We start from the raw sequence: 20,173 nt of genomic DNA, 5'->3' as shown, positions 1-20,173 counted from the left end.
AATAATTTGTGGTATTTTTATTTTAAAGAACTTATTTAGCAAGGGGGAATCCAATGAAAATACTCAAGCTATCTTTCCTTATTGCTGTTTCTCTCCTTACAAGTTTAGTTGGCACCTATTTATTCGGGCAAACACCAATAACAAAAGCCGATACAATTCATTATCCTGAAAAGATTGTGGCGCATAGCATTTTCCTGGTCGATGAAAACAATAGGCCACGTGCAGGGATTAGTTTTGATAAGGACAAGAATCCAGCCATATTTTTAAAAGACACTCAAGGCAAAACCAGGGCATACTTAGCCTGCACGCCTAGTGGGCCTATTTTGGGCATGAATGATAGCAAGGGTAATATTGTTTTAGCTTTGGAAGCGTCAAATGACGGCAGTTCGTCATTTGGCCTAACGAGTAATGGCACAAAACCAAGACTAATGATGGCCTACTCTCCTAACCAAGGCCCAACCATCGGCCTATTCGATGAAAACAACGTTGGCAAAGCCGTGATATCTGTTACTCACGGCAACCCCTCGGTCACTCTCCTCGACCAGGACAAAAAGCCCGCCATCGCCATGCTCAATCGCAAGGGCGAGGGCTCCATCCTGGGCATCTGGAACAGCAACAACGAGCCCGCCGTCTCGTTGGCCGTCAAAGGCGATAAGCCCGGCCTGTTCATGTACCAGCAGCCCCGCACCGGCCTGTTGTTCAACACCGCCGGCGGCCGCCCTGCCCTGGCCCTCATGAACAACGGCACCCCCATCTGGTCCGCCACCGGCGACACTCCCCCCGCCCTGGACATGCCTCTCAGCGACGACCTGCTCAACGAACTGACGCGCTAACAAGTTACCCGCCAAAAGCCAAGGCCCCGGGGAAAACCTCGGGGCCTTTGCTCTTTCGCCGCAACCTTTGTAATCTTCGCCTAACTATAACCAACAACCCTTCCCAGAGGGTGTCAGCCTTACCCAGCATGCCCTGCCAGGCGTTGTCCCAGATGTTCTCCACCTGGTCCATGTCGTCATCGAACCAGGCCGACACCGTGCCCCACAGCGACTTGGCGGTGAGGTTCTTCATGTCCTTGGTGGTGCTTTCCCAGGTCTTGGTCACGTCCTTGGACGTGTCTCGAGAATAATCCTTGAACCCGTCCCAGGTAGCGCTGGAGATAAGGTCGAATTTTTGTTTAATTGAGCCGTATACCTCCGTTATCGCACTATCAAGCTCCTGCACGCTGCTAGGGTCCAACCGAATACCAACCTCAAGTAGTGCCACACTTGATCCGCCTGCCATTTGGGCTCCTCCTATGCTTAGTTCGTACCCCGATTAAATACTTGGGCACTCGGAGCCTAGCGAGGAAGCAATCTCCAAATTATTTCCATTGTTAAAAAAATAATAAATATGCTATGAAATTGGCTACGTTACCCATAACTAATTTAATACGAGGGGAAAAGTGAGCAGAATAAACACTGTCTTATTAGTCTCGGCAATGTGCATTTCGGGGATAATCGGAGGGGCCATAGGCGGTCTATTTAGCCAAAAGATAGTTTATGCGAACACCCAGCCTGATACTATCACGACAAGTAGTATTAATATTCTTGATAACTCCGGCAAATCTCGCATTGGCCTCGGCTTTGAAGATGACCAACCATTCATTTATTTGGCAGATAAAAATGGCAAAGTGAGAGCCTACTGGGCCTTAACGGAAAATGGTCCCTTGATGGTATTTCGCGACCAAAATGAAGAGATGCAATTATTTCTGTCGGCCAAAGACAGAGGAAGTTCATCCATAGGGTTGATGGCAGGCAGAAATCAGCACCGGCTTGGGCTATCATACCTTCCGAACAAAGGTGCCTCTATCAGCCTTTTTGATGAGAATAAAAACCCCAAAATATTTATTGCTACTCAGCACGGCAACCCTTCCGTCACCCTCCTCGACAAAGACAAAAAGCCCGCCATCGCCATGCTCAACCGCAAAGGCGAGGGTTCCATCCTGGGCATCTGGAACAGCAACAACCAGCCCGCCGTGTCCCTGGCCGTGAAGGGCGACAAACCCGGCCTGTTCATGTACCAGCAGCCCCGCACCGGCCTGCTGTTCAACACCGCCGGCGGCCGCCCCGCCCTGGCCCTCATGAACAACGGCACCCCCATCTGGTCCGCCACCGGCGACACCCCCGCCGCCCCGGACATGCCTCTCAGCGACGACCTGCTCAAGGAACTGACGCGCTAATAAGTTCCCCGCCAAAAGCCAAGGCCCCGGGGAAAACCTCGGGGCCTTTGCTCTTTCGCCGCAACCTTTGTAATCGTTGTCTAACTATAACCAACAACCCGTCCCAGGCCTTGTCGGCCGAGACGATCATGCTGTTCCAGGCGTTGTCCCAGATGGTCTCCACCTGGTCCATGTCGTCCTGAAACACAGCCTTCACCGAGCCCCACAGGCTCTTGCCGGTGATGCTGTTCATCTCCTTGGTGGTTTTGTCCCAGGTATCGGAGGCGTCCTTGGCCGTGCCTTGCACGAACGCGCTGAATTCACGCTCGGTTGTCTTCCATACGTTATCAAGTTGTTTTTTAAACGACGTGGTTAAATCTAGGAGTCCCGCTTCTACTCGTTCCACACTCGTCCGGTTGGTTTCGAGCCTGACTCCTACGACAATCTCAGAACCCGTATTAACGGCCATTCATATGCCTCCGATAGAGTTGGCGTAAACTCTGTCACATAGAACGACCTCATCAAAAGGATGCATCTCGCCAATTTATTTCCAACGCGAATGAAATATGGTAAACAAATTCAAATAACAAATTAAGGAGGGGGTTATGTCCCGATGGCACACTTTGGCTCTAGTTTTCGTTTGCTTTCTCTCTGGGTTAGGTGGAGATTACTTTTCTAGCGTTGTTTTTGCGAAGCAGGATGATTCCGGCCAACCAAGAGATAGGTTGGTGGCGAGGAGTATAGTAATTGTTGACAAACACAATCAGCCACGCGCCGGTTTTGGCTTCGATCCCGATGGGTTCCCTATATTTTTCATTAAGGATGACAAAGGAAAAGTCAGGCTTATGCTAGGCTGCGCTTCAAAAGGACCATCCGTTTTTTTATATGACAAAAAAGAAGCGATAAATTTATTCCTTCAATCTTCAGATGATGGATCTTCAAGCATTGGGATTATGAACAGTAAAAGAAGTAAGCCTCGTCTTGTATTGGCTTATGCACCTGACAAAGCGTCTTCATTGGGGCTTTACGACGAGAATAATTCCGCAAAAGCATACATAAGTGTTTCGGGAGATGACTCCTCCATCGCCCTGCTCCGACCAAACAGAAAGGCAGCTATTGCATTAACCAATCGTGAAAACCAAGGCTCCGTCCTGGGCATCTGGAACAGCAACAACCAGCCCGCCGTCTCGTTGGCCGTCAAAGGCGATAAGCCCGGCCTGTTCATGTACCAGCAGCCCCGCACCGGCCTGTTGTTCAACACCGCCGGCGGCCGCCCTGCCCTGGCCCTCATGAACAACGGAACGCCCATCTGGTCCGCCACCGGCGACGTGCCCCCCGCCCTGGACATGCCTCTCAGCGACAACCTGCTCAAGGAACTGACGCGCTAGGGCCCGGCCGGGCCGCCCTTGGGCCAGGCTCGTTCCCCCCCTTTTTTCCAGCGTCTCGCCATGCTATTTTAATAAGGAATCAGTTATATAGCCGCGCCCCCGGGCGCGGCGCATTGTCGCCTGGGCGAGGAGCAAACACCATGGGCGAAGCCAAAATACCCCGCAAGATAGCACCCGGCATCCACATGGTGGGAGGCCCGGACCTCACCGACCCCCGCGATTGCCTCTGCTACCTGATCGTCGGCCCCGAGGCCCGCGTCCTGGTGGACTGCGGGGCCGGTCCCAGCGCCGCGTCCTTGCTGGAGCTGGCCATGGCCGCGGGCGGCCTACCCACCCACCTGCTCATCACCCACGCCCACATCGACCACGCCGGCGGCGCGGCCGAGATCTGCGGGCGGGCCAACTGCCAGCTGGTCATGCACCGGGCCGAGGCCGAGGTGCTTCAGAGCGGCGACGCCAAGCGCTCGGCCGCCGACTGGTACGGCCTGTCCCTGGAGCCCGCCACGCCGGACCAAATCTTGGACGGCGACGGCGCAATCGACCTGGGCGGCGGCCAGGAGCTGAGCATCCTGCACGCGCCGGGGCACACCCCCGGCTCGCTGGTGGCCTGGTGCTCGGCCGGGGGCCAGAAGGTGCTCTTCGGCCAGGACGTGCACGGCCCCTTTGCCCCGGCCTTTGGCTCGGACATCGTCCAGTGGCGCGCCTCCATGGCCCGCCTCCTGGAGCTGGAGGCCGACATCCTGGCCGAGGGCCATTACGGCGTGTTCCGCCCGGCCGCCGAGGTGCGCTCCTTCCTCATGGAGCAGCTCGCCCACAACGCAGCCTAGGCCTGGCTCACCTGCAATTTGTTTGGCTTGTCGCGCCGCGAAAGGCGCAATGGATCAGTCCGGCAACACCCAGGCGAACTTGGCGATCAGCGCCATCTCCAGGATTACGAAGGCCGCGCTGAGCACCAGGGTGACCACCCAGCGGCGGCGGCTGGTCAGGGTGACGCTGCCCGCCCACCAAAACACCAGCCCCCCGAAAACCAGCAGACTCCCCGCCGGAATAATGGCGAACCACAGCAGCCAGTCCATGAACTCCATGGGCTAGTCCAGCCTGCGCCGCGATTCCAGGGAACGGCTCAGAGTGAGCCCGTCCATGTACTTGAGGTCGCCGCCCACCGGCACGCCGTAGCCCAGGCGGGTGACCGCCGCGCCCAGGCCTTCCAGGGAGCGCGCCACCAGATCGGCGGTGGCCTCGCCTTCCACGGTGGGGTTGGTGGCGATGATCACTTCCTTGACCCCGCCTTGGCGCACCCGGCGCACCAGCTGGTCCAGACGCAGCTCCTCGGGCCCCACCCCGTCCAGGGGGGCCAGGGCCCCGGCCAAGACGTGATAGCGCCCCTTGAAGCTGCCAGCCCCTTCCAGGGCGGCCAGGTCGGCCGGGCTCTCCACCACGCAGATCGTCGCCGCGTCGCGGCCCGGGTCCGCGCATATGGGGCAGGGGTCGCGTTCGGTGAGGTTGAAGCACACCCCGCAGGTGGTCACCCCGCCCACCCCGGCCACGGCCCGGGCCAGGGCCTGCACTTCGGCCGCCGGGGCCCGCACCAGGTGCAGGGCCAGGCGCTCCGCCGTCTTGTTGCCGATGCCGGGCAGGCGGCTCAGGGCGTGGACCAGGTTGTTGACCGCCTTGGGGTACATTACATGAGGCCGGGGATCTTCATGCCGCCGGTCAGCTTGCCCATCTCGCTGGCCATCATCTCCTGGGCGCGACGCTGGGCCTCGCCCACCGCGGCCACCACCAGGTCTGCCAGCATTTCCACGTCCTCCGGGTCCACCACCTCGGGGTCGAACTTAAGGCGCAAGAGGTCGCCCTTGCCGCTCACCACGGCCTCCACCATGCCGCCGCCGGAGGAGGCGACCACCTCGCTGGCCTCCAGCTCCTGCTGCACCTTGAGCATCTGCTCTTGCATCTTCTGGGCCTGCTTCATCAGGTTGCCCATGCCGCCCTTGGGAATCATCTATATCGCTCCTTACTGGTTCATATCGGAATGGGAAGGCTCCTCCGGGTCCAGGGCCACCACCTCGGCCTCGAAGACCTCGGTAGCCTCCCGCACCGCCGGGTGGGCCATCAGCTCCTTGGCCAGCGCGGCCCGGCTCTCGGCTTCCTTTTGCCGATCCGGCGCGGGCGCGGCCTCGGCCCCGACCGCCAGGCGCACCGAGGGGCCGCCGTCCCACAGGCGGGCGGCCATCTGGCTCAGAGCCGTCTGGTTCTTGTCCGTGGCGTAGCTGGCCGCGATGGCCCCGCTGGGCAGGGTCACCTTGAGCAACCCGTCCTCCAGCTCCGCCTGGGAGCGCCCCAGATAAGAGGCCAAGGCAGGCATGCTTTTCTCGGCATAGCGCACCAGCTCCTTGAGCATGGCCATGGCGTCGCCGGGCTTGGCGGCCGCCGGAGCCGAGGCCGGGGGCGCCGCCGGGGCCTGGGCGCGAGGCGCGGGGCTGGGCGCGGATTCGCGCACCACGGGCCGGGCGGTTTGTCCGCCGCCGGGCGCGGCCTTGGGCGGGGTGTAGCCGCCGCCGCCCGCCGTGGGGGCCGCTCCGCCTTCGCTCCCGCCGCCCTGCTCCAGCCCGGCCAAAATGTCGGCCAGGCTCACCACCGGCTTGACCTGGGTGAGCTTCAGGAGCGTCATTTCCATGACCAGCCTGGGCTGGGAAGCGCGGCGGAACAAATCCTCGCTGGCGGCCAGATGGCCGAAGATCTCGTGCAAGGTCTCGGGGCTGTGGGGCCCGGCCTGGGCCCTGAGGCCGGCCAGCTCCTCGCCGGTGAGCCCAAACAGCTCCGCCCCCTCGGGCGCGGCCTTGGCCGCGGCCAGGTTGCGGAAGTGCTCCTGCAAGGCGGCGTAAAAGGCCTGCATCTCCCCGCCGGCCGCGTAGACCTGGCTCACCAGATCCAGCACCGCGCCCGCGTCGCCGGCCAAGACCGCCGTGGCCGTGGCGCTCACCAACTCGCGGTCCACCAGGCCCAGAAGCTCCACCACCTCGGGGTGGCTCATGGACTCCTGGCCCGAGGCCAACACCTGGTCCAAGAGGCTCAGCGAGTCGCGCACGCTGCCGTCCGCCTCCCGGGCCATGAGCGCCAGGCTCTCGGCGGGCAGCTCCAAGCCCTCGCTGGCCAACACCTCCTTGAGGTGCGAGGCCAACAGCTTGGGCGGCAGCCGCCGGAAGTCGAAGCGCTGGCAGCGGCTCAGGATGGTCAGGGGCACCTTGTGCACGTCCGTGGTGGCCAAAATGAACACCGCGTGCTCGGGCGGCTCCTCCAGGGTCTTCAACAGCGCATTGAAGGCCGCCTTGGAGAGCATGTGCACCTCGTCCAGGATGGTCACCCGGAAGCGGCTGGACTGGGGGTGGTAGCGGATCACCTCACGCAGCTCGCGCACATCCTCCACTCTGGAGTTGCTCGCCGCGTCGATTTCCTGCACGTCCACCGCGCGCCCGTCGGTGATCTCCAGGCAGTGCACGCACTTGCCGCAGGGGGTGGCCGTGGGCCCGTGCTCGCAGTTCAGGGCCTTGGCCAGAACGCGAGCCACCGTGGTTTTGCCCACCCCGCGCGGGCCGGTGAAGCAAAAGGCATGGGCCAGGCGTCCCGAGTCCAGGGCCCCGGCCAGGGTCTTGGTCACGTGCTCCTGGCCCACCACTTGGTCAAAGGTGGCGGGCCGGTGCTTGCGGGCCAGGACCAGATAGCTCACGCGCCCCTCCAGGGCTGGGGTAAGTAATTGCCCGTTATCACTGTCGATTTACTTTCGGGCCGCAGGAATAAGATTAACATTGCGGCCCTGGACCTGTCAAACGGAGCCGGAGCGGCTCCGGGGGGCCGCTCCGAAAATATGATCGCGGGCAGGATGGCCGAAACGCCCCCTACTCCTCCGGCGCGTAAGGCCCCTTCTCGCCGCTGTCGCTGGGCTTCTGGGGCTCGGGCGGCTTGCCCTGCTCGAACAGGGGCAAGACCCGCGCCCCGCCGCCGCTGGGCGGGTTCTGGCTGCGGGAGCGGCCGGTGGTGCCCAGGCGCTCGCGGGTCCAACGCTTGAGCCGCCGCTGAATCTCGCCGGGCTCGTAGAAGCGCATCCAGTCCTCTTCGTAGTGCCACAGCTCGGGCTCGCCCTGGCGATAGGCCGCCTCCACCTCCTCCGGGTCCAGCCCGGCGGGGTAAAGGTAGTCCACCTCGCGGAAGGCAAACTCCTCGCGCGCGAACTTGATCAAGGCCATGCGATAGCCCTGGTGGCGGAAGTCCAACAGTATCTGGCCGGCCAGCTGGCGCACCAGGCGCTCCTCGCCCTCGTCCATGAAGCGCTCGCCGATCACCCGGAACACGTGCTCCGCCTGGGAGGGGTGCTTGTGGCCGATGGAGGCCAACGAGCGCAGGGCCAGGTCGCGGGCCGACCACCCGGCCGCCGCGTCGCGGGCCGCGGCGGTCAGCCAGGGGATCGCCGGCGAGCCCAGGCTGCCGAAGATGGAGGGCAACAGCTCGGTCACCCAGTCGCAGTCGAATGCGTCGGACCAGCGCAGCACGGCCATCAGCGGCAGGACCGACTCTTCGCCGCCGCGCAGGCCCAGGATGTAGGTGCCGTGCACCACGGCCCACCAGTCGGGCAGCTCGGCCAGCCAGGACTGCTTGTCCATCACCACCTGGCCGATGTAGGGGGCCAGGCCGTCCCGATTGGCGGCTTCCTCGGCCGCTTCGCGGGGCAGGCGGTCCTCGGCCATGAATAACAACTCGAAAAGCTGGTCATCTGCCAGCCCGGCGTAGTAATCTCGCTCCACGGCGTTTCGCTCCAAAAAGGTGCGGCACCAAGGCGCTGAAAGTGGCGCATTGCTGCCTTAAGATCAGACTATACCCGCTTGGCCGGGGGGTTACAACAACCTGTCAAGCCAGATAAAACGGAGGAATAATCATGGCCGTGGTACAGCTCACCGTGGTTCCCCTGGGCACCGGCTCCACCAGCCTCAGCTCCTACGTGGCCCAAGTGCACAAGGTCCTGGAGGCTTCGGGAGTCAAAAACCGCCTCACCCCCATGGGCACCGTGCTGGAAGGCCCCCTGGACGAAGTGCTGGCCGTCATCCGCCAGGTGCACGAGGTGCCTTTCGAGGCCGGGGCCCAGCGGGTGATGACCCTGATCAACATCGACGACCGCCGCGACAAACAAGGCAGCATGGACCAGAAGCTCAACAGCGTGGCCGAGAAACTTTAGTCGGTCCGGGGGTTATGCTAAACTGCCGGTGACTCTTTTGCCCGAGGGAAAAACCACGCCATGAGCCTGCCGCGCCGCTTCATATCCAGCCGCATCGCCCTCTTGGCCGCCCTGGCGGCGGCCCTGCTCCTGGTCCTGGCCGCCTGCGCCAAGAACCCGGTCACCGGCGAGGACGAACTGGTGCTCATGAGCGAGCAGCAGGAGATCGCCATGGGGGTCCAGCACTACCCCGAGGTGATCCAGCTCAATCACGGCCTGCCCCCCCAGGATCCCCAGCTCCAGGCCTATGTGGACCGGGTGTGCCAGCGCCTGGCCCGCAACAGCCACCGCCCCAACCTCCCCTGGAAGTTCACGGTGGTCAACTCCAGCCAGGTCAACGCCTTTGCCCTGCCCGGCGGCAAGATATCCATCACCCGGGGCCTGATCACCAAGATGAACTCCGAGGACGAGCTGGCCGGGGTGATGGGCCACGAGATCGGCCACGTCACCGCCCGCCACGCCGTGGCCGGCTACACCCGCCAGGTGCTCTTGACCGGCGCGCTCTTGGGCCTGGCCCTGGCCATGGGCGACAACGAATACGCCCCCGCCGCCCTGGCCGCCGCCGGGGTGGCCGGCAACCTGATGATGCTCTCCTACTCCCGCGACCAGGAGCGCCAGGCCGACCAGCTGGGCTATGAATACATGACCAAGGCGGGCTACAACCCCACGGCCATGGTGGAGACCTTTGCCCTGTTCCAGCGTATGCAAAAGTCAGAGCCCAGCGAGATCGAGGCCTGGCTCTCCAGCCACCCCCTGCCCCGCGAGCGCATCACCGCCGCCAAGGACCGGGCATTGGCCTCGCCGCTGAGCACCCGGCCCTACCGAACCGCCAACTTCAACCGGATGCTGGCCGCGCAGAGGAAGCGCGCTCCGGCCTACGCCGCTGCGGACAAGGGCAACGCCCTGGCCCAGAAAAAGCGCTGGTCCCAGGCCGCGGCCTACTATCAGCGGGCCATCTCCATCTACCCCAAGGAGGGCATGTTCCACTCCCGCCTGGCCCTGGCCCAGGCCGAGATGAAGCAAGGCCGCGCCGCCCTGGCCTCCGCCCGCCGGGGGGCCAAGCTCAGCGGGTACAACTTCTACCCCTCCTTCGTGCTGGGCATGGTGGAGCGCGCCAACCGCAACTACCGCAACGCGCTCCGCGCCCACCAGCGGGCCTACCGCCGCATGCCCCAGCACGTGGTCAACAACTTCTACCTGGGCTATGCCTTCGACCGGGTGGGCCAGCGCTCCCGCGCGGCGCAGGCCTACGCCCTGGTCTACAAGGCCGCGCCCAAGAGCAACTACGGCCGGGCCGCCTACAAGCGCCTGGGCCAGCTCGGGGCCATCAAAAAATCCAACTAGGCTGGAAGCCTCTCGCCTTTCTGCTGGCCCCGATAGCTTGTCTATCGGGGCCGCGACGCTTTAGCGGCGTGGCAAGAAATCCCCTGCACGAGAGGCGCAAGCTGCCTGGACAACAGAAAGAGTTGGTTAAAGTAAAAATTTCCCGGCCAACCCCGGCGACTTGCGGTCAAAGCCACAGGGCCGAACGGCAAGAGGCATGGCGGGCGGCTTCGGTGGACGCGAGGTTGAGCGCCACGACAACGCCCCGGCCGGTTGCGTCAGGCGTTGCCAGACAAGGCGTCCGGCGAGCGAGTCCGGCAACGCAGTATGCCGCAGCCTGGGCGCGCCCTTGCTAAGAAATAATCCAGACCGCGCAGTCCTTGGCTCTGTGCATCACCATGCTGCTCACCGAGCCGAAGAGGAACTCCTCGGTCTTGCTCACCCCCCGGCGGCCCAACACGATGGTGCCGTGGCCGCCCCGATCCTGTTCTTCCAGGATCACCTCGGCCACCGGGCGGCCCTCGGCCCGCACCAGATGGGTGCTCAGGTTGGCCTCGGGCAGCCCGGCCTCGGCCAGGATCTGGCGGGCCTGCTCCAGACGGCCCTGGAGCAGGGCCTCCTCCTGAGCGGCGGCCCGGGCCCGGTCCTGCTCGTCGGGCAGGGCGTCGGCGGTGGGGGCCTGGTACACGCTGAGCAGGGCCACCTGGCAGGTGTCCGACCCGCCCAAAACGCTGGCCAGATAGTGCACCGCCTCCAGGGAGCGCTCGTGCTCGTCCACCGTGGCCAAAATGCGGTTCCAGATGATCATGGCGCCTCCTCCCCTTGGGGAAGCTGCTCTATGGCCGGGACCAGCTCGGCCATGAGTTCCTCCACCCTTTCATAGAATACCGGCGACCCGGCCGAAAAGTGCAAGAGCACGTTGTTCAGGCCGTCGGGCAGATAGGGATAGACCTTCTTCAGGTTCATCACCCGGTTTTTGAGCACCGGGGAATAGTCCTCGTCGCGGAGCCGCTCCAGGGCCGGATTGCGCTCCTGCTTGAGCCAGTGGCTGGTCACCTCCTGGCAGCCCACCGCGAACCACAGGATGTTGCCCAGGCCGTAGATGTCCAGGCCAAAGGGGTTGGCCATGAAGTCGTAGTTGTAGTCAAAGTCGATCCAGGACCACTGCCCGCTGGCCGCGTCGGCCAATACGTGATCGCGCCGCACGTCGCCGTGGCGCTCGCCCCGGCGGTGCAGCCAGGCCATGGCCTGGAAAGGGACCAGCAGCCGGTTGAGCACCCCGCGCAGATGGTTGTGGAAGTAGTCCTCGTGCCCCCGGCGGCCCATGTCCTCCATGACCGTGTCCACCGGCCCCCCGTTGATGCGGTCCAAGACGCGCACCGGGTTGCCCGCGGTGTCCTTCAGGGTCTCGCCCTGCATAAAGCGCATGTCGCCCCGCACCAGGTCCAGGATGCGCGCCTCCTTGGCCGGGGAGCGGTAGCAGCGGATCTTGTAGCCGCCCACGTGGCGATAGAACTCCTCATGGAACACCAGCTTGATGATCTTGGCCGAGCCGTCGTCCCAGTCCACGGCCCGCTTGACCCAGGGCTTGGGCTGGTCCGAGAGCCCGAAGCGGCCCTCGTACTCGGTGCCGGTGATGAGATAGCGCCGCCCCTCCAGCTCCAGCACGTCGCCGGGCTCCAGGTCCATGAAGCTGGTGCTGTCGCGCACCAGACGGGTGCGCGTGAGCTTGCGCCCGCTAAGCTCCCTGGCGCGGGGCAGAAGCTCGGGCGCGTCTTGCATGGGCGGCCTCTAGTGCCAGACCGGCACGCTGGGGAAGCGGCCGGGGTCGGTGTGGGGTATGAAGCGGGCGGCCGAGAAGCGGTTCATGAGCGCCTGGTTCACGTTGAGCTCAAGGTAGGTGAGCCGCCCCACCACCGCCTCCACCGAGGGCCGCGCCTCGGGCTCCAGGAGCAACTTTTGGCAGCCGGCCAGGGAGGAGTTGCCCAGGGGCACGAAGCGCTCGCGGGGCAGATCGGGCAACATGCCCAGGGTGATGGCGGTCTCCGGGTCGATGACGTTGCCAAAGGCCCCGGCCACGAAAAAGGCGCTCAGGTCGCCGAAGTCCAGGCCCACCTCCAAGAGCACGGTGCGCAGGATGGTGTACATGGCCGCCTTGGAGCGCAGGAGGATGTCGATCTCCACCTCGTCCACGTAGATGGCCGAGCCCGTGGCGCTCTCCTCGGCGGTGGCCACGATATAGGCCCATCCCTCGTCGCTCTCGAAGATGCGCGGGTGCTCGTGGATGCGGAACTTGCCCCGCATGTCCATGGTGCGGGTGAGGTAGAGCTGGGCCAAAAGCTGCAAGAGCCCCGAGCCGCACAGGCCCTTGGGCTGAGGCGTGTGGCCCTCCAGGTCCGGGATGATCTTGAGCGTCGGCTCCAGGCTCTCGGGGTCGATCTTCACGCCTTCGATGGCTCCGGGCTGGGCCAGGATGCCCATCTTGGCCACCCCGCTCTCCAGGGCCGGGCCGGCCGCCCCGGCGCAGGCCACCAGCCAGTCGCGGTCGCCCAGCACCACCTCGGCGTTGGTGCCCACGTCCACCAACAGGGCCACGTCGGGCCGCTGGTGCAGGTCCGCGGCCACGATGCCCGCCACCAGGTCGCCGCCGAAATAGGAGCCCACGTTGGGCAGGGCCCAGGCCACCGCATCCGGGGCCAGCTTCAGGCCTGCGTCAGAGGCGTAGAAGGGGCTGGGCCGGTTGATCAAGGGGATGTAGGGCTCGCGGGGGATGGTCTGCACGTCCAGGCCCAGGAAAAAATGGGTCATGGTGGTGTTGCCCGCGGCCACCAGGCCCTTGACCTCTAGGGGGTCGCGCCCGGCCCGGGCGCACATCTCCTCGATGACTCCTTGGGCCGCGTCGATGAGCATCCGGTGCAGGCGCTCCAGGCCGCCGGACTGGGCCGCGGCGTGGATGCGGGTCAGCACGTCCGCCCCCACCTCGGACTGGGGGTTCAGGCGGGTGCCCTTGGCCAGTTCCTGGCCGTCGCTGAGCTCGTGCAGGCTGGCCTGGAGGTGGGTGGAGCCCACGTCCAGGGCCACGCCCAGGCCCTCGCGCCCCCACAGGGCGGGCGGCACCTGGGCCGCGCGCTGGGCCAGGCCCTCGCGGGGCAGCGCATCGGTGGTGTCGCCGGGCTCCACGCCCACCAGCACCGGCCCGGCTTCGCCGGGGCACACCGTGGCGGTCACCGCGTAGCCGCCGTCCCGGATCAGGGTGGCGAAATCGTTCAGATGCCGCACCGGGGCCACGGGCCAGGCGCCCAGCTTGCGGCTCAGGGCCTTGGCCAGGCGGTCGATGGTGCCGGTGTTGTCGCCCAGGCTGGGCGGAGTCATTTCCACGAAATATTTGCTGCAATCGCTCATGGCTTGCCTTGGCGGGGGTCCGCTCGAAATGTTGGCAGCCCCGGGGGTGAATGTCAAACCATTCAGGATGCGCCCCCCCCAGCCAGGGTGTAGCCTATTCTTTATGTATTACGAAGGGCCCATCTACCGCCCGCCCTCCGAGGCCGACAGCCTGCTGGTGCAGGCCACGGTGGGCTGCCCGCACAACAAGTGCTCCTTTTGCTGCACCTACAAGCGCGGCCCCCGCTTCCGGGTGCGCCCCACCGGTGACATCATCGCCGATCTGAAGGAAGCCCGCGCCGAGCTGGGCGGGGTGGTGCGCACCCTGTTTCTGCCGGCCGGGGACTCCCTGGCCATGCCCACCCAAGCCCTGGCCGAGGTTTGCCGCGCAGCCCGCCAGCTATGGCCCGATCTGGAGCGCATCACGGTCTACGCCAGCGTGCGCAGCATCCTCTCCCATGGCCCCGAGGGCTTGGCCCAGCTCAAGGCGGCGGGCCTGAGCCGCCTGCACCTGGGCCTGGAGAGCGGCCACGACCCCACCCTGCTGCGCGTCAAGAAAGGCGTGACCAGCGAGGAGCAGGTCGCGGCCGGGCGCATGGCCCTGGTGGCCGGGCTGGATCTGAGCCTCTACGTGGTGCTGGGCCTGGCCGGGGCCGAGGATTTTTTGGCCAACGCCGAGGCCACCGCCTCGGTGATCAACCGCATCAATGAAGCCGGGCCGCTCACCCTGCGCCTGCGCACCCTGCTGCCCAAAAAAAACACCCTGCTCCTGCACCAGATCAGCAAGGGCCGCTTCACCCTGTGCACCCCGCACGACATCCTGGCCGAGGCCGACCGCCTCATCGCCGGGCTGAGCGGCCCCCTGAGCCTGAAAAGCGACCATTACACCAATTACGTGAACCTCAGCGGCCGCCTGCCCGGAGACCGCGAGACCCTGCGAACCGGCATCGCCCGCGCCCGAGCCCTGCCCCGGAGCGCTTTTCGGCCGGATTACGTGGGCGAGCAATAGGGCGGCCCTTGAGTGGGTGGGCCGGTGGTGCTATAAATTCGAGGCAGACGGTCCGTTGCCCCTAGGCCAAGCAAGCGAAGGGAACTCTATGCTCTCCTCTTACGACGACATGGGCCCCCGGGTGGATTTGGGCGGCGAAGCGCCCTCCTCCCCCAGCCCCCTGCCCGGCCATACCCGCCGCCCGGCGGCCCCCTCGGCGCCGGTGATGCCCCCCAAGCAGCCCAAAAGCGGCCCCGGCGCCCTGGGCCTGGTGAGCCTCATGCTCTCCCTGCTGGCCCTGGCCGTGGCCATCTGGGGCCTCTTGAGCCAGCCGGAGATGATTCCCCCGCCGCCGGTTTCGGCCTCGGTGGTGCCCGGGGCCACGGCAGAGCGCGTGGCCAAGATGGAAAAGGACGTGCAGGACCTGATGCTGCGCATGGTCACCCTGGACAAGGAGCTCAAGGCCGTGGCCTCCAAGGCCGGCTCGGTGACCAAGCTCACCCAGCTGAGCAACCGCGTGGCCGCCTTGCAGGACCGTCTGGACGCCCTGACCGTGGACAAGAAGATCTCCAGCCTGGAGAAGAAATCCCCGGCCAAGGTGGAGCCGCTCAAGCCGGTGAAGGACGAAAAGCCCGCCGTGCGGAAAAAGGCCCCCGAGCGCAGCAAGCAGGTCTACACCGTGCGCCGGGGCGACACCTTGTTCACCGTGGCTCAGCGCTACAAGGTCACCATGCGCGACCTCAAGCAGTGGAACAACCTCCGCAGCAACACCATCATGGTGGGCCAGAAGTTGACCATCTACAAGTAACGCGCCTTTCGCATAAAAAAAGGGCCCGCCCCCCGGCAGGGGAGCGGGCCTTGTTGTTTGGCTAGGTTGGCTCTAGGCCTTGTCGAAGACGTAGTTCAGGTTGCCGTTGGGCAGCTCGTTGACCCGGGTGACCATCTCCATGCCGATCTGGAGCTCGTCAAAGGGTACGTCGCCGATGCGGCCGAAGACCTTGTAGTCGCCGTAGTCCAATACCGCGATGGCGTAGGGAAGGTCCTCGCCGAAGCCGATGGGCGCGTACATGAGCTGGCTGTAGGTCTCCAGCTTGCCGGTGCCCTCCACGGTGAACCATTCCACCTCGCTGTCCAGGCACTTGTAGCAGTCGGCCCGGGGCGGAAAAAACACCTCGCCGCACTTTTTGCACTTGGTGCCGGTTACCTTGCCGTCTTCCAGATAGCCGATGAAGTCGTTGACCTTGGTGACGGCGGTGAAGCTCACCGTGCCGAATTTGGTGAAGCGGGTGTCCATCTCAGGCTTAGGCATTTATCACCTCCCGAAAATGGTGACGTTGCCGTAGAGGCCCACGCCGCCGATGTTGTGGACCAGGCCGATTTGGGGGTCCTTGACCTGCATGTCCCCAGCCTCGTCGCGTAGCTGCAATACGATGGTGCGCACCTGGCTGCCGCCGGTGGCGCCGATGGGATGGCCCTTTGAGAGCAGGCCGCCGTCCACGTTCACCGGGATGGAGCCCTCCTTGTAGGTCTCCTTGGCCCGGATCAGCTCGGGGCCGCCGCCGGGCTTGGCGAAGCCCAGGTTCTCATAGGCCATCATCTCGGCGATGGTGAAGCAGTCGTGCACCTCGGCCACGTCGATGTCCTTGGGGCCGATGCCCGCCATCTTGTAGGCCTCCTGAGCCGCCTGCTCGGCCACGATCAGGCCGTTGAACTTGGGCCGAAGCGACATGTTCACCGGCATGGAAGCCGCGCCCACGCCCAGGATCCACACCGGCTTCTTGATGCCCATGGCCTTGGCCTTCTCTTCGGAAGCCACCAACACCGCCGAGCTGCCGTCCGCGTTGGCGCAGCAATCGAAAACCTTCAGGGGGCTGGAGACCGGATCGGCCTGCAAGCACTGCTCCAGCTCCACACCCTTGCGGTACACCGCCTTGGGGTTGATCTGGCCGTAGGTCGCCGCCTTCACCCGGATCAGGGCCAGGTCCTCGTGCTTGGCGCCGAAGGAGTGCAGATAGTTCTGGGCGTGCATGGCGTAGTAGGCCGGCATCATGGTGCCGAAGGGGCTCTCCCACTGGATGTCCGCCCCGCGCCCCATGCGCTCCTGGCTCTCGGCGCTACTGATCTCGCTCATCTTCTGGAAGCCGATGACCAGCACCGAGTCGTGCAGGCCGCTGGCCACCAGGGAATAGGCCAGCTTGAGCCCGGTGCTCGACGAGGAGCACAGGGTCTCCACGTAGAAGGTGGGCTGGGGGTTCAGGCCGCAATATTCGGCGATGACCCCGGCCGGGGAGCGCTGCTTGTCATACTCCGGGGCGGAGCAGACCACCGTGGCGTCCACATCCGCGGGGCCGCAGCCCGCGTCCTTCATGACCTCTGAATAGGCCTCGAAGGCCAATTCGCGGATGGAGCCGGGATAGCCGCGCACGAACGCCGACTGCCCCACCCCGATAACGGCGACTTTGGGCATCATGGTCTCCTTTTTTTTCATGCAAGGGCGGGCTCTTGGGCCCACCGCCTCATTATAGCTGCATTATAGCGGTGAGCATAAAGCAATTCCGCCGGAGACACAAGGAAAACCAATTCCGGTCCGCTCCGCCAAGCAGAATTGCTGCTTTGTCATAGCCATACATGTGTTAAGGTATTTCATTCCGCATCTGGCCTGACACCAGCGAATCTTCCCCCAGCGCCGTGCCGTTGCGCCGCACTGACTCGCCTCGAGGAGAGAATGACCCGGACCTCTGCCGCTCCCGCCCTGGCACGCAACCTGCTGATCTGGATTTTGATCGTCATCGGCCTGCGCCTGGCGGCGTCCTACTCCTATAACCTGTTCCACTGCCTGGCCGAGCTGTTCGCGGTGTTGGTGGCCGCGGGCATCTTCATGGTGGCCTGGAACTCCCGCCGCTTCAGCCAGACGCCCTATTTGCTCTTTTTGGGCATCGCCTATCTGTTCGTGGGGGTGTTGGACCTGGTGCACGCCCTGGCCTACAAGGGCATGGGGGTCATGCCCGGGGTGGGCGCGGACCAGGCGGCCCAGCTCTGGCTGGCCGCCCGCTTCTGGGAGGCGGGCTCCCTGCTGGCCGCGGCGCTGCTCGGCGCCCGCCAGGTGCGCGCCTGGCCGCTGCTCGGGATCTACGGCCTGCTCACCGCCGGGGTGCTGGTGGCCATCTTCACCGGCTACTTCCCGATGTGCTACTCCGAAACCACCGGCCTGACCTTCTTCAAGGTGGCCACCGAATACTTTATCTGCCTGGTGCTTTTTGCCGCCGGGGCCGCCTTTTGGGCGCGGCGAGCCATCCTGGACCCACAGGTGCTCCGGCTGGTGCTGTGGTCCATCGCCTGCACCATCGCCGCCGAGCTTTGCTTCACCCTCTACGACGACGTGTACGGCCTATCCAATCAGGCGGGGCACGTGCTCAAGGTCATCTCCTTCTATCTGATCTACCGCGCGGCCATCGTGGCCAGCCTCACTCGCCCCTACCAGGTGCTCTTCAGGGACCTCAAGGCCCGCGAGGAGAACCTGGCCGAGAGCGAGGCCCGGGTGCGGGCCCTGTTGGCCAGCACCGCCTCGCCCATCATCCTGCTCTCGCCCGAGCTCAGGGTGCACCAGTTCAACCAGGGGGCCGAGCAGGTCTTCGGCTGGCGGCGCGAGCAGGTGATTTTCCGGGACTTCCTGCCCGACCTGGTGCCTCAGGAGGAGCAGGAGGCGGTGCGCGCCGCCCTGCTGGCCGCCATGGGGGGCCCCACCCAGAGGGACATGGAGAACCGGTTCCTGGCCCAAGACGGCCGCTCCCTCACCTTCCACTGGAACTGCGCCCCCCTGAACGACACCTCGGGCCAGGCGCTGGGGGTGATCATCAGCGGCCAGGACATAAGCGAGCGCAAGCTGGCCGAGCAGGAGCGCGAGCGCCTCATCGAAGAGCTGACCCAAGCCCTGGACGAGATCAAGACCCTGTCGGGCCTGCTGCCCATCTGCGCCCACTGCAAAAAGGTGCGCGACGACACCGGCTATTGGCGCAAGCTGGAAACCTACATTGAACAGCATTCAGACGCCGAGTTCAGCCACGGCCTGTGCCCGGACTGCGCCCACACCCTCTACCCGGACGTCTTCAAGGACTGAGCCCCGCATCCCACCAAAAACTAATGGTAATCGGGCGATTATTCGTTAGATTTGGAGCATGTGCCGGTGTGAAAAAACCTTGCGCCGGCCCCTGACAAGTTTTGACATACCGTATGTTGTTATGCTAGATTGACTTAGCCCACTATGTTGGGTGTTATAAATGGGTTGAAGCCCCTTGCCGGCCCGGGGCGGGCCAAGGGCGGGGCGGCTCCCCTCCGGGAGGTTCCTCCTTGCTGGATCTTAAATTCCTCCGTGAAAACCTCGAGTTGGTAAAAAAGGCCGTGGCCGAGCGCCATGCGGTGGTGGACTTGGCCGGTTTCGAGGCCCTGGACACCCAGCGCCGGGCCATTCTGCCCGAGCTGGAGGGCCTCAGGGCCCGGCGCAACGAGGTCAGCCAAGAGGTGGGCCGCATCAAGCGCGAGGGCGGCGATCCCTCGGGCGTGTTTGCCGAAATGAAAGAGGTGGGCGGCCGCATCAAGGAGCTGGAAGGCCAGCTGGCCTCGGTGGAGGAGCAGGTCAAGTCCCTGCTCTACACCATCCCCAACCCGCCCCACGAGTCCGTGCCCGTGGGCGAGGGCGAGGACGACAACCCGGTGGTGGCCACCTGGGGCGAGCCCCCGAGCTTTGACTTCGAGCCTCTGAACCACTGGGACATCGGCGAGGCCCTGGGCATCATCGATTTCGAGGCCGCCGCGCGCATGACCGGGGCCCGCTTCGCGGTGCTCAAGGGCGCGGGCGCCCGTCTGGAGCGCGCCCTGACCAGTTTCATGCTGGATTTGCACACCACCGAGCACGGCTACCAGGAGATCCTGCCGCCGTTCATGGTCAATAGCACGGCCATGACCGGCACCGGTCAGCTGCCCAAGTTCGCCGAGGACCTGTTCAAGCTGGAGGGCACCGACTACTGGCTCATCCCCACCGCCGAGGTGCCGGTGACCAACCTGCACATGGGCCAGGTGTTGGAGGCCGAGGACCTGCCGCGCAAGTACACCGCCTACACCCCCTGCTTCCGGGCCGAGGCGGGCAGCCACGGCAAAGACGTGCGCGGCCTCGTCCGCCTGCACCAGTTCGACAAGGTGGAGTTGGTGCGCCTGGTCAGGCCCGAGGAGAGCTACCAGCATCTGGAGGAGCTCACCGCCGACGCGGAGAAGGTGCTCCAGCTCCTGGACCTTCCCTACCAGAAGGTGGTGCTGTGCACTGCGGACCTGGGTTTCTCGGCGGCCAAGACCTATGACCTGGAGGTGTGGCTGCCCGGCCAGAACCGCTACCGGGAGATTAGCTCCTGCTCCAACTTCGAGGACTTCCAGGCCCGCCGCGCGGGCTTGCGCTTCAAGGAAAAGGGCGCCAAGGGCACCACCCTGCTGCACACCCTCAACGGCTCCGGCTTGGCCGTGGGACGCACCATGGTGGCTATCCTGGAGAACTATCAACAGGCCGACGGCACGGTGAAGGTGCCACCCGCCCTGGTTCCCTACATGGGCGGGCTCGAGGTGATAACCCCACTGGAGAGTTGACC

22 protein-coding genes are annotated in these 20,173 nt (G+C 64.5%); 10 read left to right on the top strand and 12 right to left on the bottom strand.

The features are described 5' to 3' along the window. The first annotated feature begins 53 nt into the window (after nucleotides 1-53). Entirely contained in the window at nucleotides 54-833 is a 780-nt protein-coding gene (locus KQH53_15435) for a hypothetical protein (protein MCB2228072.1), read from the top strand. Between the two features lie 4 nt (nucleotides 834-837). Here the strand turns inward: KQH53_15435 and KQH53_15430 are convergent, their stop codons facing one another. After that, nucleotides 838-1,098, bottom strand: coding sequence for a hypothetical protein (locus KQH53_15430; protein MCB2228071.1), 261 nt, complete (start codon nucleotides 1,096-1,098; stop codon nucleotides 838-840). An 850-nt stretch (nucleotides 1,099-1,948) separates the two neighbouring features. On the opposite strand from KQH53_15430, the gene KQH53_15425 reads away from it, so the two are divergent. Then, nucleotides 1,949-2,215 carry a hypothetical protein gene (locus KQH53_15425; protein MCB2228070.1) on the top strand — a complete coding sequence of 89 codons (267 nt, stop codon included), beginning with the start codon at nucleotides 1,949-1,951 and terminating at the stop codon, nucleotides 2,213-2,215. On the opposite strand, the gene KQH53_15420 is transcribed toward KQH53_15425, so the two are convergent. Beyond that, nucleotides 2,196-2,663: a hypothetical protein gene (locus tag KQH53_15420; GenBank protein MCB2228069.1), complete on the bottom strand. Its 468-nt coding sequence runs from the start codon at nucleotides 2,661-2,663 to the stop codon at nucleotides 2,196-2,198. The two genes, KQH53_15425 and KQH53_15420, sit on opposite strands and share 20 nt — an antisense overlap. A 136-nt stretch (nucleotides 2,664-2,799) precedes the next feature. Here KQH53_15420 and KQH53_15415 point away from each other — a divergent pair, with 136 nt between their 5' ends. After that, nucleotides 2,800-3,582 (top strand): hypothetical protein, encoded by a 783-nt coding sequence (locus KQH53_15415; GenBank protein ID MCB2228068.1) that lies wholly within the window; start codon nucleotides 2,800-2,802, stop codon nucleotides 3,580-3,582. A 140-nt stretch (nucleotides 3,583-3,722) separates the two neighbouring features. Beyond that, on the top strand, nucleotides 3,723-4,409 hold the full coding sequence (locus KQH53_15410; protein MCB2228067.1) for an MBL fold metallo-hydrolase: 687 nt from the start codon (nucleotides 3,723-3,725) through the stop codon (nucleotides 4,407-4,409). A gap of 54 nt (nucleotides 4,410-4,463) precedes the next feature. On the opposite strand, the gene KQH53_15405 is transcribed toward KQH53_15410, so the two are convergent. From KQH53_15405 to KQH53_15385, 5 genes are all read right to left on the bottom strand, one after another. Next, nucleotides 4,464-4,658, bottom strand: coding sequence for a hypothetical protein (locus KQH53_15405; GenBank protein MCB2228066.1), 195 nt, complete (start codon nucleotides 4,656-4,658; stop codon nucleotides 4,464-4,466). Between the two features lie 12 nt (nucleotides 4,659-4,670). Then, entirely contained in the window at nucleotides 4,671-5,264 is a 594-nt protein-coding gene (recR, locus tag KQH53_15400) for a recombination mediator RecR (protein ID MCB2228065.1), read from the bottom strand. Continuing rightward, complete coding sequence (locus KQH53_15395; protein MCB2228064.1) at nucleotides 5,264-5,581, bottom strand: YbaB/EbfC family nucleoid-associated protein; 318 nt, start codon at nucleotides 5,579-5,581, stop codon at nucleotides 5,264-5,266. The genes recR and KQH53_15395 overlap by 1 nt, the downstream gene beginning before the upstream one ends. A gap of 15 nt (nucleotides 5,582-5,596) precedes the next feature. Next, nucleotides 5,597-7,309, bottom strand: coding sequence for a DNA polymerase III subunit gamma/tau (gene dnaX / locus KQH53_15390; GenBank protein MCB2228063.1), 1,713 nt, complete (start codon nucleotides 7,307-7,309; stop codon nucleotides 5,597-5,599). Nucleotides 7,310-7,478: 169 nt separating this feature from the next. Continuing rightward, a complete protein-coding gene (locus KQH53_15385) occupies nucleotides 7,479-8,381 on the bottom strand; it encodes a hypothetical protein (GenBank protein ID MCB2228062.1) in 903 nt (300 codons plus the stop codon). Nucleotides 8,382-8,512: 131 nt separating this feature from the next. Here KQH53_15385 and KQH53_15380 point away from each other — a divergent pair, with 131 nt between their 5' ends. Both KQH53_15380 and KQH53_15375 read left to right on the top strand, forming a co-directional pair. Further along, nucleotides 8,513-8,809, top strand: coding sequence for an MTH1187 family thiamine-binding protein (locus tag KQH53_15380; protein MCB2228061.1), 297 nt, complete (start codon nucleotides 8,513-8,515; stop codon nucleotides 8,807-8,809). A gap of 60 nt (nucleotides 8,810-8,869) precedes the next feature. Beyond that, the gene (locus tag KQH53_15375) at nucleotides 8,870-10,192 is read left to right on the top strand and encodes a M48 family metalloprotease (protein ID MCB2228060.1); all 1,323 of its coding nucleotides are present in this window, start codon (nucleotides 8,870-8,872) and stop codon (nucleotides 10,190-10,192) included. Nucleotides 10,193-10,523: 331 nt separating this feature from the next. On the opposite strand, the gene KQH53_15370 is transcribed toward KQH53_15375, so the two are convergent. From KQH53_15370 to KQH53_15360, 3 genes are read right to left on the bottom strand one after another with little or no spacing between them, the layout of a single operon-like run. After that, nucleotides 10,524-10,979: a universal stress protein gene (locus KQH53_15370; protein ID MCB2228059.1), complete on the bottom strand. Its 456-nt coding sequence runs from the start codon at nucleotides 10,977-10,979 to the stop codon at nucleotides 10,524-10,526. Continuing rightward, nucleotides 10,976-11,953 (bottom strand): hypothetical protein, encoded by a 978-nt coding sequence (locus KQH53_15365; GenBank protein MCB2228058.1) that lies wholly within the window; start codon nucleotides 11,951-11,953, stop codon nucleotides 10,976-10,978. Before KQH53_15365 ends, KQH53_15370 begins: the two co-directional genes overlap by 4 nt. A gap of 9 nt (nucleotides 11,954-11,962) precedes the next feature. Further along, nucleotides 11,963-13,573, bottom strand: a complete 1,611-nt coding sequence (locus KQH53_15360) for a DUF4445 domain-containing protein (GenBank protein ID MCB2228057.1) — start codon at nucleotides 13,571-13,573, stop codon at nucleotides 11,963-11,965. A 103-nt stretch (nucleotides 13,574-13,676) separates the two neighbouring features. Between KQH53_15360 and KQH53_15355 the strand changes: the two genes are divergently transcribed. Next, the gene (locus KQH53_15355; protein MCB2228056.1) at nucleotides 13,677-14,561 is read left to right on the top strand and encodes a radical SAM protein; all 885 of its coding nucleotides are present in this window, start codon (nucleotides 13,677-13,679) and stop codon (nucleotides 14,559-14,561) included. Nucleotides 14,562-14,649: 88 nt separating this feature from the next. Next, nucleotides 14,650-15,348, top strand: coding sequence for a LysM peptidoglycan-binding domain-containing protein (locus KQH53_15350; protein ID MCB2228055.1), 699 nt, complete (start codon nucleotides 14,650-14,652; stop codon nucleotides 15,346-15,348). Between the two features lie 72 nt (nucleotides 15,349-15,420). Here KQH53_15350 and KQH53_15345 read toward each other — a convergent pair whose 3' ends face one another. Then, complete coding sequence (locus KQH53_15345) at nucleotides 15,421-15,849, bottom strand: Zn-ribbon domain-containing OB-fold protein (protein MCB2228054.1); 429 nt, start codon at nucleotides 15,847-15,849, stop codon at nucleotides 15,421-15,423. 3 nt (nucleotides 15,850-15,852) lie between these two features. Then, nucleotides 15,853-17,007: a hypothetical protein gene (locus tag KQH53_15340; GenBank protein ID MCB2228053.1), complete on the bottom strand. Its 1,155-nt coding sequence runs from the start codon at nucleotides 17,005-17,007 to the stop codon at nucleotides 15,853-15,855. A 258-nt stretch (nucleotides 17,008-17,265) separates the two neighbouring features. On the opposite strand from KQH53_15340, the gene KQH53_15335 reads away from it, so the two are divergent. Beyond that, a complete protein-coding gene (locus KQH53_15335) occupies nucleotides 17,266-18,657 on the top strand; it encodes a PAS domain S-box protein (protein MCB2228052.1) in 1,392 nt (463 codons plus the stop codon). Nucleotides 18,658-18,887: 230 nt separating this feature from the next. Further along, nucleotides 18,888-20,171, top strand: coding sequence for a serine--tRNA ligase (serS, locus tag KQH53_15330; protein MCB2228051.1), 1,284 nt, complete (start codon nucleotides 18,888-18,890; stop codon nucleotides 20,169-20,171). The last annotated feature ends 2 nt before the right edge of the window (nucleotides 20,172-20,173 follow it).

This window comes from Desulfarculaceae bacterium, assembly GCA_020444545.1.
GTDB lineage: Bacteria > Desulfobacterota > Desulfarculia > Desulfarculales > Desulfarculaceae > Desulfoferula.
The sequence above is the reverse complement of the archived record's forward strand: the minus strand, read 5'-3'. Positions and strand labels throughout refer to the sequence as shown.